The 16,723-nt window shown below is 72.9% G+C and carries 13 protein-coding genes; 10 read left to right on the top strand and 3 right to left on the bottom strand.

Annotated features, from left to right (window positions below):
• Positions 1 to 170: 170 nt before the first annotated feature.
• The gene (gene sucC, locus IE145_RS02320) at positions 171 to 1,352 is read left to right on the top strand and encodes an ADP-forming succinate--CoA ligase subunit beta (RefSeq protein WP_189518301.1); all 1,182 of its coding nucleotides are present in this window, start codon (positions 171 to 173) and stop codon (positions 1,350 to 1,352) included.
• Positions 1,353 to 1,373: 21 nt separating this feature from the next.
• On the top strand, positions 1,374 to 2,258 hold the full coding sequence (gene sucD / locus IE145_RS02315) for a succinate--CoA ligase subunit alpha (protein ID WP_006126995.1): 885 nt from the start codon (positions 1,374 to 1,376) through the stop codon (positions 2,256 to 2,258).
• Between the two features lie 98 nt (positions 2,259 to 2,356).
• Here the strand turns inward: sucD and IE145_RS02310 are convergent, their stop codons facing one another.
• Positions 2,357 to 3,724 carry a helix-turn-helix domain-containing protein gene (locus IE145_RS02310; protein ID WP_189518299.1) on the bottom strand — a complete coding sequence of 456 codons (1,368 nt, stop codon included), beginning with the start codon at positions 3,722 to 3,724 and terminating at the stop codon, positions 2,357 to 2,359.
• A 126-nt stretch (positions 3,725 to 3,850) separates the two neighbouring features.
• Between IE145_RS02310 and IE145_RS02305 the strand changes: the two genes are divergently transcribed.
• The gene (locus IE145_RS02305) at positions 3,851 to 5,725 is read left to right on the top strand and encodes a cell division protein PerM (RefSeq protein ID WP_189518625.1); all 1,875 of its coding nucleotides are present in this window, start codon (positions 3,851 to 3,853) and stop codon (positions 5,723 to 5,725) included.
• Here the strand turns inward: IE145_RS02305 and IE145_RS02300 are convergent.
• Positions 5,715 to 6,575 (bottom strand): hypothetical protein, encoded by an 861-nt coding sequence (locus IE145_RS02300; protein WP_189518297.1) that lies wholly within the window; start codon positions 6,573 to 6,575, stop codon positions 5,715 to 5,717. The two genes, IE145_RS02305 and IE145_RS02300, sit on opposite strands and share 11 nt — an antisense overlap.
• A gap of 372 nt (positions 6,576 to 6,947) precedes the next feature.
• On the opposite strand from IE145_RS02300, the gene purN reads away from it, so the two are divergent.
• From purN to IE145_RS02285, 3 genes are all read left to right on the top strand, one after another.
• Positions 6,948 to 7,604, top strand: a complete 657-nt coding sequence (gene purN, locus IE145_RS02295; protein WP_189518295.1) for a phosphoribosylglycinamide formyltransferase — start codon at positions 6,948 to 6,950, stop codon at positions 7,602 to 7,604.
• On the top strand, positions 7,591 to 9,144 hold the full coding sequence (gene purH / locus IE145_RS02290) for a bifunctional phosphoribosylaminoimidazolecarboxamide formyltransferase/IMP cyclohydrolase (RefSeq protein WP_189518293.1): 1,554 nt from the start codon (positions 7,591 to 7,593) through the stop codon (positions 9,142 to 9,144). The genes purN and purH overlap by 14 nt, the downstream gene beginning before the upstream one ends.
• A 167-nt stretch (positions 9,145 to 9,311) precedes the next feature.
• Complete coding sequence (locus IE145_RS02285) at positions 9,312 to 10,850, top strand: DUF2079 domain-containing protein (protein ID WP_189518291.1); 1,539 nt, start codon at positions 9,312 to 9,314, stop codon at positions 10,848 to 10,850.
• A gap of 91 nt (positions 10,851 to 10,941) precedes the next feature.
• Here the strand turns inward: IE145_RS02285 and IE145_RS02280 are convergent, their stop codons facing one another.
• The gene (locus IE145_RS02280) at positions 10,942 to 11,565 is read right to left on the bottom strand and encodes an RDD family protein (RefSeq protein ID WP_189518289.1); all 624 of its coding nucleotides are present in this window, start codon (positions 11,563 to 11,565) and stop codon (positions 10,942 to 10,944) included.
• 219 nt (positions 11,566 to 11,784) lie between these two features.
• Here IE145_RS02280 and IE145_RS02275 point away from each other — a divergent pair, with 219 nt between their 5' ends.
• The 4 genes from IE145_RS02275 to IE145_RS02260 all read left to right on the top strand — a co-directional run bounded on the left by IE145_RS02275 (position 11,785) and on the right by IE145_RS02260 (position 16,679).
• Positions 11,785 to 12,666 (top strand): bifunctional methylenetetrahydrofolate dehydrogenase/methenyltetrahydrofolate cyclohydrolase, encoded by an 882-nt coding sequence (locus IE145_RS02275; RefSeq protein ID WP_010058645.1) that lies wholly within the window; start codon positions 11,785 to 11,787, stop codon positions 12,664 to 12,666.
• 24 nt (positions 12,667 to 12,690) lie between these two features.
• Complete coding sequence (locus IE145_RS02270) at positions 12,691 to 13,503, top strand: DUF3017 domain-containing protein (protein WP_189518287.1); 813 nt, start codon at positions 12,691 to 12,693, stop codon at positions 13,501 to 13,503.
• Positions 13,504 to 14,024: 521 nt separating this feature from the next.
• Positions 14,025 to 15,242, top strand: a complete 1,218-nt coding sequence (locus tag IE145_RS02265) for a helix-turn-helix domain-containing protein (RefSeq protein ID WP_189518285.1) — start codon at positions 14,025 to 14,027, stop codon at positions 15,240 to 15,242.
• Between the two features lie 447 nt (positions 15,243 to 15,689).
• Positions 15,690 to 16,679 carry a malate dehydrogenase gene (locus tag IE145_RS02260; protein ID WP_189518283.1) on the top strand — a complete coding sequence of 330 codons (990 nt, stop codon included), beginning with the start codon at positions 15,690 to 15,692 and terminating at the stop codon, positions 16,677 to 16,679.
• Positions 16,680 to 16,723: the final 44 nt, after the last annotated feature.

Genomic DNA, 16,723 nt, shown 5'->3' with positions numbered 1-16,723 from the left:
GTGATCTGCGATTTAGGGTCACACGGAGCGCGGGGATAACCTGCCGGATGGACATGCCGCGTACGCGGACACCGTGTATGCCTCCCTTGTGACAGCGCAGTCACGTTGCCCTTCGCGGCACGCCCACGCAGAAGAACGAACCGCGAGACCACTAAAAGGGACGGACGCGCGTGGACCTGTTCGAGTACCAGGCGAGGGACCTCTTCGCCAAGCACGGTGTACCGGTGCTGGCCGGTGAAGTCATCGACACGCCTGAGGCAGCCCGCGAGGCGACCGAGAAGCTGGGCGGCAAGTCGGTCGTCAAGGCGCAGGTGAAGGTCGGCGGCCGCGGCAAGGCCGGTGGCGTCAAGCTGGCCGCCGACGCCGACGAGGCGGTCGCCCGGGCGACCGACATTCTCGGTATGGACATCAAGGGCCACACGGTCCACAAGGTGATGATCGCCGAGCTGTCGCCGGAGATCGAGGCGGAGTACTACGTCTCGTACCTTCTCGACCGCACCAACCGCACCTTCCTGGCCATGGCCTCGGTGCAGGGCGGCATGGACATCGAGGAGGTCGCGGAGAAGACCCCCGAGGCCCTCGCGAAGGTCCCGGTCGACTCCAACTCCGGCGTCGACATCGTCAAGGCCCGCGAGATCGTGGCCCAGGCGAAGTTCCCGGCCGACGTGGCCGAGGGTGTCGCCGAGGCCATGGTGACCCTGTGGAAGACCTTCGTCGCCGAGGACGCCCTCCTCGTCGAGGTCAACCCGCTGGTGAAGACCAAGGACGGCCGCATCCTGGCGCTGGACGGCAAGGTCTCGCTCGACGAGAACGCCGACTTCCGCCAGCCGGAGCACGAGGCTCTGGAGGACAAGGCCGCAGCCGACCCGCTCGAGGCTGCCGCCAAGGCCAAGAACCTCAACTACGTCAAGCTGGACGGCGAGGTCGGCATCATCGGTAACGGCGCCGGCCTGGTCATGTCGACCCTGGACGTCGTCGCGTACGCCGGTGAGAACCACGGCAACGTGAAGCCCGCCAACTTCCTCGACATCGGTGGCGGCGCCTCCGCCGAGGTCATGGCGAACGGCCTGGAGATCATCCTCGGCGACCCGGACGTCAAGTCCGTCTTCGTCAACGTCTTCGGTGGCATCACCGCCTGTGACGAGGTCGCCAACGGCATCGTGCAGGCGCTCGCGCTCCTGGAGTCCAAGGGCGAGAAGGTCGAGAAGCCGCTGGTCGTGCGTCTCGACGGCAACAACGCGGAGCTGGGTCGCAAGATCCTCTCCGACGCCAACCACCCGCTCGTTCAGCGCGTGGACACCATGGACGGCGCGGCCGACAAGGCCGCCGAGCTCGCCGCGGCTGCGAAGTAAGGGACGAGGGACTCCAACACCATGGCTATCTTCCTCACCAAGGACAGCAAGGTCATCGTCCAGGGGATGACCGGCGCCACGGGCATGAAGCACACCAAGCTCATGCTGGGTGACGGCACCAACATCGTCGGTGGCGTCAACCCGCGCAAGGCCGGTACGTCCGTCGACTTCGACGGCACCGAGGTCCCGGTCTTCGGCTCCGTCAAGGAAGCGATGGAGAAGACCGGCGCGAACGTGTCCGTCCTCTTCGTCCCGCCGGCCTTCTCCAAGGCCGCCGTCGTCGAGGCGATCGACGCCGAGATCCCGCTCGCGGTCGTCATCACCGAGGGCATCGCCGTTCACGACTCCGCCGCCTTCTGGGCGTACGCGAACGAGAAGGGCAACAAGACCCGGATCATCGGCCCGAACTGCCCCGGTCTCATCACCCCGGGCCAGTCCAACGCCGGCATCATCCCGGGCGACATCACCAAGCCCGGCCGCATCGGTCTCGTGTCCAAGTCCGGCACGCTGACCTACCAGATGATGTACGAGCTCCGTGACATCGGCTTCTCCTCCGCCGTCGGCATCGGTGGCGACCCGGTCATCGGTACGACGCACATCGACGCCCTCGCGGCGTTCGAGGCCGACCCCGACACCGACCTCATCGTGATGATCGGCGAGATCGGCGGCGACGCCGAGGAGCGTGCCGCCGACTTCATCAAGGCGAACGTCACCAAGCCGGTCGTTGGCTACGTCGCGGGCTTCACCGCCCCGGAGGGCAAGACCATGGGCCACGCCGGCGCCATCGTCTCCGGCTCCTCGGGCACCGCCCAGGCGAAGAAGGAGGCCCTGGAGGCCGCCGGCGTCAAGGTCGGCAAGACGCCGACCGAGACCGCCAAGCTGGCGCGCGAGATCCTCGGCGCCTGACGCGGGCCGCAGGGACACGCGTACACGGCGCGGGCCCGCACCCCTCTCGATCAGGAGTGCGGGCCCGCGCCGTTCGCGTACGCCGTCGGCCGCCGGTCTCAGCGGAGTTCCGGCACCAATCGTTCCGGGCCGTGCGCCAACTGCTCGCTCAGCGACTTCTGCAGTTGCAGGTCCTGCGCCGTAAGCTGCTGCGGACCGCCGCGCGGCGGTACGCCTCCGACCCGTTCCGGGGGCGAGATCGGCTGCTCGTAGTGGGTGGGCGCGGTGTGCAGGGTCAGCCCGGTGACGGCGATGAGCAGGGCGACGCCCGCGACGGCGGCCCGGGTCCACAGCCGGGCCTTGTTCTCGCTGCCGGTGCGCACGGCACGGGCCGGTGGCGGTACGGGTACGTGCTCGGCGCGGGCGAGGCCGCCGAGCCGCTCGTGCAGCAGGGCCGACTGCTCGGCGGGCGAGTCGGCGTCCGCCAGCTCGGGGAGCCGTTCGGCGACGGCGGCCCGGGCGGTCATCAGACGGCCCGCCGCCGCCGGGGTGCTGGCCTCCGTCTCGGCCGCGGTCTCCGGCAGGTCCAGCCCGATCCCGTCGTACAGGAGCAGCGTGCGCCGGTAGGCCGGGGGCAGAGCGAGCAGCGCGTCGAACAGCGCCCGCTTGCCCGGTTCCGTGGGCGGGGCGTCGGGGTGCCGGTGCGTGCGGCGCAGCCGGTGCCAGGGCGACATCGCGTACTCGTACGCCGCCGCGCGTACCCAGCCGCCCGGGTCCCGGTCGACGGCCACCTCGGGCCAGCGCTGCCAGGCCAGTTCGAAGGCGCGCTCGACGGACTCGCGGGCCAGGGCGCGGCGGCCGGTCAGCAGATAGGTCTGCCGGACGAGGCCGGGGGCGGTGCCGGCGTACAGCTCGTCGAACGCCTCGGCGGGGGAGACGCGCCGCTCGCCGGGCGCCTCCGCGGACGGGGCCGGCCGCGGATCGGTGGGTGGTGCCTCGGGCGGTGCCGCAGGCGAGGCTTTGGGTGGTGCCGCGGGCGGGGCCTCGGGCAGGGGAGGGGGATCGGTCGGTTCGGGCCCGGCCGGGCCCGCTGCCGCCGGGCCCGCTGCCGCCGGACTCGCCACCGCCGCGCCAGCCGCTGCTGCCGCCTTCGCGGTCACCGCCGTGTGCTTCGCCGCGTGTTTCGCCGTGGGCTTCTCGGTGCGCTTCGCCGTGTGCTTCGCGGTGGGCTTCTCGGTGTGCCTCGTCGTGGGCTTCACGGTGGGCTTCACCGCCGGTTCGGGGGCGATGAGTTTGGCGTACAGCGCACGCTTGCGTCCGCGCGGGCTCGTGCGCCCCGTCTCCCAGGAGCGCACAGTGGCGCGCGTGACGCCGACTGCCGCCGCCACCTCCTCCTCGCTCAACGATTTCGCCTCGCGCAGTCTGCGGCGCTCCTTGGGGGAGGGCAGCGGCCGCACGGCGGCCTCGTCGGTCGTGCTCCGGGTCATGGACGGCCCCCGGCAGCACCGCGCTGGGTGAAAAAGTACATAAACGTATATTGAGCGACACAGCGGCTCTTCGCGCGTTACGCGAAATAAGCGCGTGTCGTTGGCAGCATGGGCCGCGTGACCCAAATGACGCAACGCAGCCCGCAGGTGACGGTGCGGCGGAACCGCACCCTTGCCCTGGCCTCCGCCCTGGTGAAGGGCGTCGTCGCCGCCGGGCTCGGCCTCGGGGCGCTGACGGTGCTGGTCATGGTGGTGTGGATCAGCTCCCCGTACCCGGACAGCGGACCGGGCGGGGCGCTGCGCGCGGCGGCGGGGGTCTGGCTGCTCGCGCACGGTGCCGGGCTCGTGCGGCCCGACACGCTGAGCGGTGTCCCCGCGCCCGTCGGCGTGGTCCCGTTGCTGCTCGTGCTGGGCCCGGTCTGGCTGGCGCACCGCGCGGCGCGGGACGTGGCGGAGGTGCGGGAGGAGCCGCGGGAGGGGGCACGGGCGGAACCGCCGGAAGGGGCTCGTGGAGGGGGACGGGAGGGGGCGCGGGAGAGGTCGGCCGGGCCCTCGCGGGCGGGCGCGTTCTGTGCGGTGACCGCCGGATATCTGCTGGTCGTCGCGGGGGCGGCGGCCTATGCGCGGGGCGGCCCCTTCTACGCGGACCCGGACACGCTGGCGTTCCCGGTGGCGCTGCTGGTGGCCGGCGCGGCGGCCGCCGGGGTGTGGACGGCGGCCGGGCGCCCGCTCGGGCCCGCGCCGTCCTGGTCGCCCCTGGCGGTCCAGGAGGCCGTCGCGCGGACCCTCTTCCGGCACCGGGCCGAGGCGGCGTTCCGGTCGGCGGCGGCTGGGGTGACGGTGCTGCTCGGGGGCGGTGCGCTGCTGGTCGCGGTGGCGCTCGGCCGGAACGCGGCGGCGGCCCAGGACGCGTTCCTCGGGCTCGCGGGCGACTGGTCGGGGCGCGTCGCCGTGCTCCTGCTGGCCGCCGCGCTCGCACCGAACGCCGCACTGTGGGGAGCGGCGTACGGGCTGGGGCCCGGCTTCTCGCTCGGTACGGGGGCCACCGCCACCCCGCTGGGCCTCGACGGAACCCCCGCGCTGCCCCGCTTCCCCCTGCTCGCGGCGGTGCCGGACCAGGGGCCGGGCGCCCTGCCGAACTGGGCGGCCCTCGCGGTGCCGGTGGCGGCGGCACTGGCGGTCGCCTGGTTCGTCGTGCGCAGGGCCGCGCCCGTCGACGCGCCCGCCGCCCGGGCCTGGAGCCCGCGCGAGACGGTGCTGGTGACCCTGCTCGCCGCGCTCGGGTGCGGCGGGGGAACGGCGCTGCTCACGGCGGTGGCCGGCGGGCCGATCGGGACCGGGGCGCTGAGCGCGTTCGGCCCGGTGTGGTGGCTGACCGGCCCGGCCGCACTGGTGTGGACGGCCGTCATCGGCGTACCGGCGGCCCTGCTGCTGCGCCTGTGGCGACTGCGTACCCCGGGCTGGGCCTGGCGCCGGGACGTTCCGGAAGCGGACGATGCCCCGACGGCCGGGACCGAGGCCGGGAGAGGAGGGGAAGAGGGCAAAGGCGAAGAGGGTGAGGACGAGGAAGGCGGTGTTCCCGGGCGTCCGTGCCGGTGGTGGGCGCCCTGGCGCGGGCGGCGCGGCGCGGCGGGCGAGGCCGGCGAGGCGGGGCCGGGCGGTCCCGCGTCACCGGCCGCCTCCTCCGTACCGGCGCCCGGCTCGGCGCCGGAGGCGGCATCCGGCTTCGAGCCGTACGACTTCCTGCCGACCGACCCGTGGCACGGGAAGGACGGCTCCTGGCACGGGAAGGACGGCTTCTGGCACGGGAAGGACGGTCCCTGGCACGGGAAGGACAGCAGGGAGGCCCGCTGGGCCTCCCTGAAGCAGGGCTCCGGCGGACTCATGGCCGAATTCCCCGCCGATCGCACGGCCGACGGTGCCGGTCGCACCCCTGACGGCACCGGCCCCGGCCCGGACCGCCCGGCGGCGGATCCGGGCGGTCCGGCCCCTACTCCTTGACGCCGAAGAACGGCTCCAGCGGCTTCGGCAGCTTGTCGTTGCAGGCCACCGAGGCGGACTTGGTCAGGGCGTCGTTCACGCACGTGTAGTAGTCGCGGTAGACCAGCTGCACGGTGTACGACGTCACCACGATGAGCAGCGCCAGCAGCGCGGTCACCAGGCCGCCGACCGCCGTCGTCGTGTGATGCCTGCTGCTGACGTTCGACGGGGCGGCGGGCGAGGCGGGGTTGGCGGGGTTGGCGGGCGCGGCCGTGGCCGCCGAGCCGCCGTCCGTCGCCGAGCGGTCCGTGGCGGACGCGTTCTTCAGGGGCGTACGGAGCGCGCTGATCGCCCAGTACGTCGCGAGCGCGCCCAGCAGCAGGGCGATCTCGGGGAAGTCGAAGAGGGCGAAGAAGAAGGCCCACATACCGCCCAGGGCCGCGTAACGGGCGCGCCGTTGTGCGGGGTCCGTGGGGTCCCAGCGCAGCCCGCCCGGGCCGCGGTCGTTCCCGCCCTTGCCCCCCGGGCCGCCCGCGCCGTTCCCGCCGGGACGGCCACCGAAACCGCCGCTGCCCCGGCCGGGCTGCTGGTCGCTCCACTGGCTGCCCCAGGCCGGGCGGTCACCGCCGGAGCCGGAGCCGGAGCCGTCGTCATCCTGCTCGTCCGACCCCCGGTCCGGGGCGACGGAGGGGCGGCGCGGCTGCCACGGCTGGTCCGGCCGGTCCGCGGGCGGGGCGGCGAAGGGGTTCTCCTCCTGCGGCTTCCCGGCGGAACCGGAGTCCGGCGACGAGGACTGGCGTTCCCGCATCAGCAGAGCGGACCGCTCCGGGAGGGGGAAGCGGAAGGCGGTGCGACGGCGTCGGTCCGGCATGTGGTGAACGTCTTCCCCATCTCGTCATGTCCGCCCGCGAGGACGGTTCCTCCGCCCACGAGGACGGCTCTCTTCCGCCCGCGAGGACGGTTTCGTTCGCCCGTGAGGACGGTTCTCTTCCGCCCGCGGGGACGGTTCGTCCGCCCGCAGGGCGGTTTGGTCCGCCCGGTGGACGGCTCACTGCCCCCTGACGCTACCTCCCGGTCACGCCCCCGTCCCGTGGGGGCCGTCGGGTGTGCCGGTATCGTTGCTGACGGTCGGCCCGTTCGTAGGGTTCCCCGTATCGGGCGAGGCTATTGCTTCGTACGACCCTACAAAGAGCATGCCGCACCTGCGTCACCACGCGGTCATCACGTGAGAAAGGGCCCCGACGTGGCCTCCCCGCCCACCCCCGCCCCTCCTGCCCGGCTGGTCGTGCTGGTCTCCGGATCCGGTACGAATCTCCAGGCGCTCCTGGACGCCATCGGCGACGACCCCGAGGGGTACGGGGCGCGGATCGTCGCGGTCGGCGCCGACCGCTTCGGGACCGGGGGCGCGGAGCGGGCGGAGCGGGCCGGAATCCCCACGTTCGTGTGCCGGGTCAAGGATCACGCGACCCGCGCCGAGTGGGACGAGGCGCTCGCCGCACAGGTCGCCGCGCACCGTCCCGACCTCGTCGTCTCCGCCGGTTTCATGAAGATCGTCGGCCCGGCGTTCCTCGCCGCCTTCGGCGGCCGGACCGTCAACACCCACCCCGCCCTGCTGCCCAGCTTCCCCGGCGCCCACGGAGTGCGGGACGCACTCGCGTACGGCGTCAAGGTCACGGGCTGCACCGTCCACTTCGTCGACGACGGTGTCGACACCGGTCCGATCATCGCGCAGGGCGTGGTCGAGGTGACCGAGGAGGACACCCCGGAGGGCGAAGCCGCCCTCCACGAACGCATCAAGGAAGTCGAGCGCTCGCTGCTCGTCGAGGCCGTGGGGCGGATCGCCCGTGACGGCTGTCGCATTGAGGGACGAAAGGTTCATCTCGGTCATGTCGGTGAATAAGCCCATCCGCCGCGCCCTGGTCAGTGTCTACGACAAGACGGGGCTCGAAGACCTCGCCCGCGGTCTGCACGAGGCGGGGGTCGAACTCGTCTCCACCGGCTCGACCGCCGGGAAGATCGCCGCCGCCGGGGTCCCGGTCACCAAGGTCGAGGAGCTCACCGGCTTCCCCGAGTGCCTGGACGGCCGTGTCAAGACGCTGCACCCCCGCGTCCACGCGGGCATCCTCGCCGACCTCCGGCTGGACGCCCACCGCGAGCAGCTCGCCGAGCTGGGCGTGGAGCCGTTCGACCTGGTCGTGGTGAACCTCTACCCGTTCAAGGCGACGGTCGCCTCGGGCGCCTCCGACGACGAGTGCGTCGAGCAGATCGACATCGGCGGCCCCTCGATGGTCCGCGCCGCCGCCAAGAACCACCCCTCCGTGGCCGTCGTCACGAGCCCCGAGCGGTACGCGGACGTCCTCGCGGCCGTGAAGGCGGGCGGCTTCGACCTCACGGCCCGCAAGCGGCTGGCCGCCGAGGCGTTCCAGCACACCGCCGCCTACGACGTGGCCGTCGCCTCCTGGTTCGCGGACGACTACGCCGCCGCCGACGACTCGGGCCTGCCCGAGTTCCTCGGTGACACCTACACGCGCAAGAACGTCCTGCGCTACGGCGAGAACCCGCACCAGCCCGCCGCGCTCTACACCTCCGGCGACGGCGGCCTCGCCGAGGCCGAGCAGCTGCACGGCAAGGAGATGTCCTACAACAACTACACGGACACCGACGCCGCCCGCCGCGCCGCCTACGACCACGCCGAGCCCTGCGTCGCGATCATCAAGCACGCCAACCCGTGCGGGATCGCGATCGGCGCCGACGTCGCCGAGGCGCACCGCAAGGCGCACGCCTGCGACCCGCTCTCCGCGTTCGGCGGCGTCATCGCCGTCAACCGCCCGGTGACGGTCGAGCTGGCCGAGCAGGTCGCGGAGATCTTCACCGAGGTCATCGTCGCCCCGGCCTTCGAGGACGGCGCCGTCGAGGTGCTTGCCCGCAAGAAGAACATCCGCGTGCTGCGCGCCCCCGAAGCCCCCACTGCCGCGTTCGAGGTCAAGCCGATCGACGGCGGCGCCCTGCTCCAGGTCGCCGACCGCCTCCAGGCCGACGGCGACGACCCGGCCAACTGGACGCTCGCCACCGGTGAGGCGCTGTCCGAGGCCGAGCTGCGGGAGCTGGCCTTCGCCTGGAAGGCGAGCCGCGCGGTCAAGTCCAACGCCATCCTGCTCGCCAAGGACGGCGCTTCGGTCGGCGTCGGCATGGGCCAGGTCAACCGGGTCGACTCCGCGAAGCTCGCCGTCGAGCGGGCGGGCGCGGAGCGGGCCGCCGGTTCCTACGCCGCCTCCGACGCGTTCTTCCCCTTCCCCGACGGCCTGGAGATCCTCACGGCCGCCGGTATCAAGGCCGTCGTCCAGCCCGGCGGATCCGTCCGCGACGAGCTGGTCGTCGAGGCCGCGAAGAAGGCGGGCGTGACCATGTACTTCACGGGCACGCGCCACTTCTTCCACTGATCGCCCCTGGTTCCCCCGACCGGGCTTCCCGCACGATCGCCCCGGCGTCCCCCGGCGGCCGCACCCCTTCCCGGGGGTGCGGCCGCCGTCGTGTCCGTCGTACGGAATCCGCTCGCCGCTCTGTTCTAATGACACGGCCGTAGCAATCCCCAGCAGGGACAGTCACCGTGCTTGAGCTGAACAAGAGTGGAACGGACCGGTCCGGGCCGGGGCGCCTGCCCGCCCAGGGCCCGGGGCCCGACGCCGCCCCGGGCACCCGCCCGGCGGCCGGCTCCCCGGGCCCGGACGCCTCCGCCGGCCGCGTACCCCTGCGCCCGTACCTCATCGCCGGCGCCCTGCTGTGCGCGCTCTATTTCCTCTACGCCTACTTCCAGTACGCCCGTTTCGGCTCGCCCTCCTGGGACCTGGGGATCTTCGAGCAGGAGGTCCGGGCGTACGCCGGGTTCGACGCGCCGATCGTCGACATCAAGGGCCCCGGCTATCTGATCCTCGGCGACCACTTCTCCCCGATCGTGGCGCTGCTCGCCCCGCTGTACTGGATCTGGCCGTCCGCCGAGTCCCTGCTGTTCGCCCAGGCCGCGCTGTTCGCCCTGGGAGCGGTCATCGTCGGCCGTACCACCCAGCAGATTCTCGGCGGGCGCTCCGGGCTCTGCGTCACCGTCGCGTACGGACTCTCCTGGGGCATCCAGGAAGCGGTGAAGGCCGACTTCCACGAGATCGCGTTCGCCGTACCGCTGCTGGCCCTCGTCTGCCGGGCCCTGCTCCTGAAGCGGTACACCGCCGCCCTGCTCTGGTCGCTCCCGCTGGTCCTGGTCAAGGAGGACCTCGGCGCGACCGTCGCCGTCGTCGGCTTCCTGCTCTTCGTGTACGGCCGCCGCCTCCAGGGCGCGCTGCTCGCCGCCTTCGGGGTCGCCGCCTTCGTCGTCACCCTCGTCGTCCTCATCCCTGCGGCCAGCAGCGCCGGCCGCTACGACTACTGGACGAAGATCGACAAGAACGGCGAGCAGGACGTCTCGATGCTGGACTCCGTCCTCGGCGCCCTCAACTCCTCGGTCAAGATCGAGATGCTGGTCTTCCTGATCGGCATCACCGCGTTCATGGCGCTGCGTTCACCGCTGACGCTGCTGATCGTTCCGACGCTCGGCTGGCGGCTGCTCTCGCAGGACAGCAACCACTGGGGCATGGTCTGGCACTACAGCGCGATCCTCATGCCGGTGCTCTTCCTCGCGCTGGCCGACGGTGTCCGCCGCAGCCGCGCGTCGCGCCGCCCCTGGCTCGCCTCGTACGCGAAGGTCGCCGTGCCCGTCGCCGCGGCGATCGCCGTCGCGATGACCCAGCACCTGCCGCTGCGCGATCTGCTGCGCCCGGAGACCTACCGCACCGACGACGCCCGCACCCAGGCGGCCCGGGCCGCGCTGGACGCCATCCCGGCCGGGGCGCGGGTCGAGACGGACATCACGCTCATGGCCCACCTCACCTCCGACCGCACCGTCTACTGGGTCGGCGGGGCCCCCGGCACCGCCCCCGACATCGTCGCCATCAACCTGGACTTCGGCTGGTCCCGCCCGATCCAGGACCCGGTGGCGTACGCCGAGCAGCTGCATCCGGAGGCGCGCTACCGGCTCAAGCACCGGGGCGGCAGCTTCGTCGTGATGGAGCGCACGACACCGGAGCCGGCGAAGATCCCGGGCGTACGGGGCGACTGACCGGCCTGCTGCCGCCCGGACACGCCGCGAGGGCCGCACCCCGTGATCGGGTGCGGCCCTCGCGGCATGCCGGAAGTGTCCGGCGCAGGCGTCAGTTGGCCTTGACGACCACGGACGAGCAGACCTTGTCCGCGAACGTCTGCTTCTTCTGGTCCCACAGCGGCCACAGCCAGCCGATGTAGCAGGCGATGCTGTCCAGGAAGTGGGCCAGGCGGCGGACGAAGGCCATGCCGAAGCCGAGCGGACGGCCGTCGGCCTCGCGCAGCAGGCGGATGCCCACGGCCTTCTTGCCGATCGTCTGACCGGTGGTGCCCTCCTGGTACAGCTGCCAGATGGCCACGGCGATGAGGCCCAGGAAGCCGACCACGGCGAGGATCGCGCCGAACGAGTCGCCGACCCCGCTGCCGATGATGACGAGGATGTACGGGACCATCATGACGAGCCCGTCGACGATCAGACCGCCGAAGCGCAGGCCCCAGTGGGCCAGCTCCGGCATGCCGCCGCCGTACCCGGGCTGCTGGCCGCCGTAACCCGGCTGCTGCGGGTAGGCGCCGTAGGGCTGGCCGGGCTGCTGCTGCGGGTAGCCGTAGCCCTGCTGCGGGACGCCCTGCGGAGCCTGCTGCGGGTAGCCGTAACCGGGCTGTCCCTGCGGCGGGCCCTGGGGAGGCTGGCCGGGCTGCTGCCCGTACGGGTTGTTCGGGTCGCCGAAGCTCATAAGGGGTGTTCCTTCAACAGACGTGTGGGGACGAGATGGCCACACGGAGGAAGGACATCGATCAGCGGCCCGCCCCCCGTACAACCGCGGCCTTCATCGTTATAAGCGGAACCCCGTTTGTCCAGTCCGGGGCCCGGGACGTTGTGCAAGTGCAATGTCCCGTACGGGCGTGGCACCGGCAATTGGTATGCGGGCGGGGTCATCCGCGAGGATGGGCCCATGACTGCCCAGATTCTCGATGGCAAGGCCACCGCTGCCGCGATCAAATCCGATCTGACCGTCCGTGTGGCGGCCCTGAAGGCCCAGGGGATCACTCCCGGCCTCGGAACCCTGCTCGTCGGGGACGACCCGGGCAGCCGGTGGTACGTCAACGGCAAGCACCGTGACTGCGCCCAGGTCGGCATCGGCTCCATCCAGCGCGAACTCCCCGACACCGCCACCCAGGAGGAGATCGAGGACGTCGTCCGGGAGCTGAACGCCAACCCGGAGTGCACCGGCTACATCGTCCAGCTGCCGCTGCCCAAGGGCATCGACACCAACCGGGTCCTGGAGCTGATGGACCCGGCGAAGGACGCCGACGGGTTGCACCCGATGAGCCTCGGCCGCCTCGTCCTCAACGAGACCGGCCCGCTGCCCTGCACCCCGCAGGGCGTCGTCCAGCTGCTGCGTGCGCACGGGGTCGAGATCAACGGGGCGCACGTCGTGGTCGTCGGACGCGGTGTCACCATCGGCCGGTCGATCCCGCTGCTGCTGACCCGCAAGTCGGAGAACGCCACGGTGACCCAGTGCCACACCGGCACCCGGGACCTCTCCTCCCACCTGCGCCAGGCCGACATCATCGTCGCCGCCGCGGGCGTGCAGCACCTGATCAAGCCGGAGGACGTGAAGCCGGGCGCGGCCGTGCTCGACGTCGGCGTCAGCCGGGACGCGGACGGCAAGATCGTCGGCGATGTGCACCCGGGGGTCCGTGAGGTGGCCGCCTGGGTCGCCCCGAACCCCGGGGGCGTCGGCCCGATGACCCGGGCGCAGTTGCTGGTCAACGTCGTCGAGGCGGCCGAGCGGGCCGCCGCCGAGGCCGCCGACGCCGCCGCCGCGGGCTGACGGCCGGATCCGGAGGGAACACCCATGGGTGCTGGCAGGAGCCCGGCCGACCCCGCCCCGGCGGGCGGGGCGACGGACGAGCCGGACCGGGCGACGGACGGGCAGGACGGGCCGGACCGGGCCGAGGCCGACGGGGCGAACGGCCCGGGTGAGCCCGTCGGCTCGGCCGGCCCGGCCGGGCGGGGCGAGGTCGACGGGCAGGCCGGGCGCGAGGCGGGTGCCTCCGCCGACACCGTCGACACCGCCGACACCGCCGACGGGCAGGCCGGTCGCGACGAGGCCGCCCCTTCTGGCGGCGCCGCCGACGACCGGGCCGGCACGGGCGACTCCGGTGCCGGCGGGCAGGGCGAGGCCGGGCAGAGCGAGGCTGGGCAGAGCGAGGCCATGTCGGCAGACGGCCCCGCCGGAGCCGACGGCCCCGCGCCGACTGCCCGCCCCCGCCGGTCGCGACGGTTCCCGCGGTTCACCCGGGACACCGCCCGGCCCGAGGGCGGCGGCCGGGCGGCGTCCGGCGACGCGCCCGCCCCGGCCCGGCAGTGGCCGCTGCTCACCGTGCTCTGTGCGGCGGGCCTCGGCCTGTTGATCGTGGTCCTGGACCCGTTCGACCAGGCGTTCCGTATCGGCACCATCCTGATCGGCGGCGCGCTGATCGCCGGTGCCGTGCTGCGCTGGGTGGTGCCCTCGGTCGGGATGCTGGCGGTACGGTCCCGCTTCACCGACCTCGTCACGTACGGGGTGATGGGCACCCTGATCGTGCTGCTCGCCCTGGTCGCCCAGCCCAAGCCGTGGCTCGACGTCCCGATCGTCGAGGACGCGGTCCGCTTCACGATTCGCTGAGGCGTGTCCGGCGGACCCGGCCCGTGGTGGCCGTCCCCACCCCCGAGGGGGGACGGACACCACGGCGGAACGGGAGCCCACCGGGCAAGAAGCCCCGGTATGCGGCGAGATGGGCGGCCTTGCCCCCGTCCTGAATCCAGCGTCATGGACATGAAAGACGGGAACAAGCGCTCACTGTGGCCTGTGGCACGGAAGTGACCATTCCGGCACGGTGTGATCGCCGCGCAACGATGGCAGACTGTCACGGCACACCGAGCGGCACGGAGCAGGCAGAGCAGTGGCCGGGCAAGGACCGGCGCAGTGTTCGAGGCGCGTGAAGATGCGTACCCCGTCCCGAATGCTCCCGTGCGCCCCCTCGTCAGGAACTGACACCCTGGCTTCGCGCATCCTCGTGGGTAGTCCACCCGACGGTCCGGAACGGACCGGCGGTGGACGGACCGGGGGACGCGCCGGCCGGAGGACCGGTCGCAGCGGGGTACAGCAAGCACGTCCGGGGGACATGAGGGGGGAAGGGAAACGCCATGCCTCGTTGGAAGGCACTGCCCGAAGAGCTCGACCCGCAGATCAGGGAGTTCGCCGGCCAGCTGCGCCGACTCGTCGACCGCAGCGGTCTGAACATCAACGCCGTGGCCGACCGGACGGGTTACAGCAAGACGTCCTGGGAGCGGTATCTCAACGGACGACTGCTCGCCCCGCGCGGGGCCGTCGTGGCGCTCGCCGAGGTGACGGGCACCCCGCAGCACCACCTCACGACCATGTGGGAGCTGGCGGAGCGGGCCTGGAGCCGGGCCGAGATGCGCCACGACATGACCATGGAGGCCATTCGCATCACGCAGGCCCGCGCCGCGCTCGGCGAGCTCGGCGCGACGGGCTCCGGCGCTCCGGCGAACGGCCGCTCCGGCCGGTCGTCGTCCGGCTCCGGCGGCGGCCGGCACGGCGCGTCCGGTTCCGGCGCCCGGGTTTCCGCCGCCGCGGGCCCGGCCGGTACGGACGCCCCGCCCCGCGACACCCAGGGCAGGGCTCCGTACGGCGGCGGGGCCCACGAGCCCGGCGACGACGACACGCGCCAGCTCATCGTCCCCACCCAGCGCGGCGGCGCCCCGCGCCCCGCCCACCACCAGGACCGCCCGTACGACGGCCTGCCGCAGCAGGGCGGGCGACGGCAGGGGCCGAACGCGGCAGCCGCCGACGGCGGCCCCGGCTCCGGCCGGAACGCGCGCGGCGCCGGACCGGGCAAGGCGTCCGGAGGCCGAGGGAAGGGCCTCATGCTCGCCGTCGGGGCGGTCGGCGCGCTGATCGTCGTGGTCGGCGCGGTGCTCCTCGCGCCGGGCGGCGACGACACCGCCAAGGCCACGCCGTCCCCGACGGCGACCCCCACCACAGAGGCCCCCGAGCTGCCCGTGGGCGTCGAGTGCAGCGGAACGGACTGCGTCGGACAGGACCCCGAGGCGATGGGCTGCGGCGGCGAGTTCGCCCGTACGGTGGCCAGCGCCGTGGTCGGCGGCAGCAAGGTCGAGGTCCGCTACAGCAAGGTCTGCTCCGCCGCCTGGGCCCGCCTCACCGGGGCGGCGATCGGTGACACCGTGCAGATCACCGGGGGCGCCGGTCCCCAGAACGGCGAGGTCATGGGCGACACCGACGCCTACACCCCGATGGTCGCGGTGAAGAAGGCGTCCGACGCGAAGGCCTGCGCCACGCTCACCTCCGGCACGAAGGGCTGCACCGGCCCGGGCGAGTGACACGGGCACGGAGGGGCACGGTCCCAGGCCCCGGCGGGCGACCCGGGTTCCGGGTGAGCGGCACCAGCTCCGGCGAGTGACACGGGTCCGGAGGGGCACCGACCCCGGCTCCGGCGGGTGACTCGGGTCCGGAGGGACACCGGCACCGGCCCCGGCGAGCGACACGGCCCGGGTCGCCGTCGCCCGTGCGTGCGGTCCGTGACCGGTTGTGTGCGGTACCACAGGGGGGCGGGCGGTCCGGCCCGGCCGGGTCCGATAGCCTGACCGCTGGAAATCTCTTCACGTCAAGATTGGTCGTCAGGCCGGGCCGGGCGGAAGAGGTGTCCAGCACCAGGGCCCGGCCCCAGGGCCTGTCGTCAAACTGCCGTCGTCGCCCGGCAGACGGCAGTTCGACGACAGGCCCTGGGGGCCGGGGCCCCCACCGCCAGCTGTCTAACGGAGACCGCCATGACCCGCACTCCCGTGAATGTCACCGTGACCGGCGCAGCCGGCCAGATCGGCTACGCGCTGCTCTTCCGCATCGCCTCCGGCCACCTGCTCGGCCCGGACGTGCCGGTCAACCTGCGCCTCCTGGAGATCCCGCAGGGCCTCAAGGCCGCCGAGGGCACCGCCATGGAGCTCGACGACTGCGCCTTCCCGCTGCTGCGCGGCATCGAGATCACCGACGACCCGAACGTCGGCTTCGCCGGTGCGAACGTCGCCCTGCTCGTCGGCGCCCGCCCGCGCACCAAGGGCATGGAGCGCGGTGACCTGCTCGCCGCCAACGGCGGCATTTTCAAGCCGCAGGGCAAGGCCATCAACGACCACGCCGCGGACGACATCAAGGTCCTCGTCGTCGGCAACCCGGCCAACACGAACGCGCTCATCGCGCAGGCCGCCGCCCCGGACGTACCGGCCGAGCGCTTCACCGCGATGACCCGCCTGGACCACAACCGCGCGATCTCGCAGCTGGCCGCCAAGACCGGCGCCGCCGTCTCCGACATCAAGAAGCTGACGATCTGGGGCAACCACTCGGCCACCCAGTACCCCGACATCTTCCACGCGGAGATCGCCGGCAAGAACGCCGCCGAGGTCGTCAACGACGAGGTGTGGCTGGCCGACACCTTCATCCCGACCGTCGCCAAGCGCGGCGCCGCGATCATCGAGGCCCGTGGCGCCTCCTCCGCCGCCTCGGCCGCCAACGCCGCCATCGACCACGTCCACACCTGGGTCAACGGCACCGCCGAGGGCGACTGGACCTCGATGGGCATCCCGTCGGACGGCTCCTACGGCGTCCCCGAGGGCATCATCTCGTCCTTCCCGGTCACCACGGAGAACGGCACCTACGAGATCGTCCAGGGCCTGGACATCAACGAGTTCTCCCGTGCGCGCATCGACGCGTCGGTCAAGGAGCTCACCGAGGAGCGCGACGCGGTCCGCGAGCTCGGCCTCATCTGAGCCCCGGCACCACCCGCACCCGCAGCACGTCGAACGCCCCCGGC

Source organism: Streptomyces sindenensis, assembly GCF_014649035.1.
Taxonomy (GTDB): Bacteria; Actinomycetota; Actinomycetes; order Streptomycetales; family Streptomycetaceae; genus Streptomyces; species Streptomyces sindenensis.
Note: the sequence above shows the minus strand (reverse complement) of the source record. Positions and strands in the feature narration are given on the sequence as shown.

Excerpts from the sequence above, each read along its gene's own strand:
- sucD (WP_006126995.1), top strand. The coding sequence starts at position 1,374 with ATGGCTATCTTCCTCACCAAGGACAGCAAGGTCATCGTCCAGGGGATG.
- IE145_RS02310 (WP_189518299.1), bottom strand. The coding sequence starts at position 3,724 with ATGACCCGGAGCACGACCGACGAGGCCGCCGTGCGGCCGCTGCCCTCC.
- IE145_RS02305 (WP_189518625.1), top strand. The coding sequence starts at position 3,851 with ATGACGCAACGCAGCCCGCAGGTGACGGTGCGGCGGAACCGCACCCTT.
- IE145_RS02300 (WP_189518297.1), bottom strand. The coding sequence starts at position 6,575 with ATGCCGGACCGACGCCGTCGCACCGCCTTCCGCTTCCCCCTCCCGGAG.
- purH (WP_189518293.1), top strand. The coding sequence starts at position 7,591 with ATGTCGGTGAATAAGCCCATCCGCCGCGCCCTGGTCAGTGTCTACGAC.
- IE145_RS02280 (WP_189518289.1), bottom strand. The coding sequence starts at position 11,565 with ATGAGCTTCGGCGACCCGAACAACCCGTACGGGCAGCAGCCCGGCCAG.
- IE145_RS02275 (WP_010058645.1), top strand. The coding sequence starts at position 11,785 with ATGACTGCCCAGATTCTCGATGGCAAGGCCACCGCTGCCGCGATCAAA.
- IE145_RS02270 (WP_189518287.1), top strand. The coding sequence starts at position 12,691 with ATGGGTGCTGGCAGGAGCCCGGCCGACCCCGCCCCGGCGGGCGGGGCG.
- IE145_RS02265 (WP_189518285.1), top strand. The coding sequence starts at position 14,025 with ATGCCTCGTTGGAAGGCACTGCCCGAAGAGCTCGACCCGCAGATCAGG.
- IE145_RS02260 (WP_189518283.1), top strand. The coding sequence starts at position 15,690 with ATGACCCGCACTCCCGTGAATGTCACCGTGACCGGCGCAGCCGGCCAG.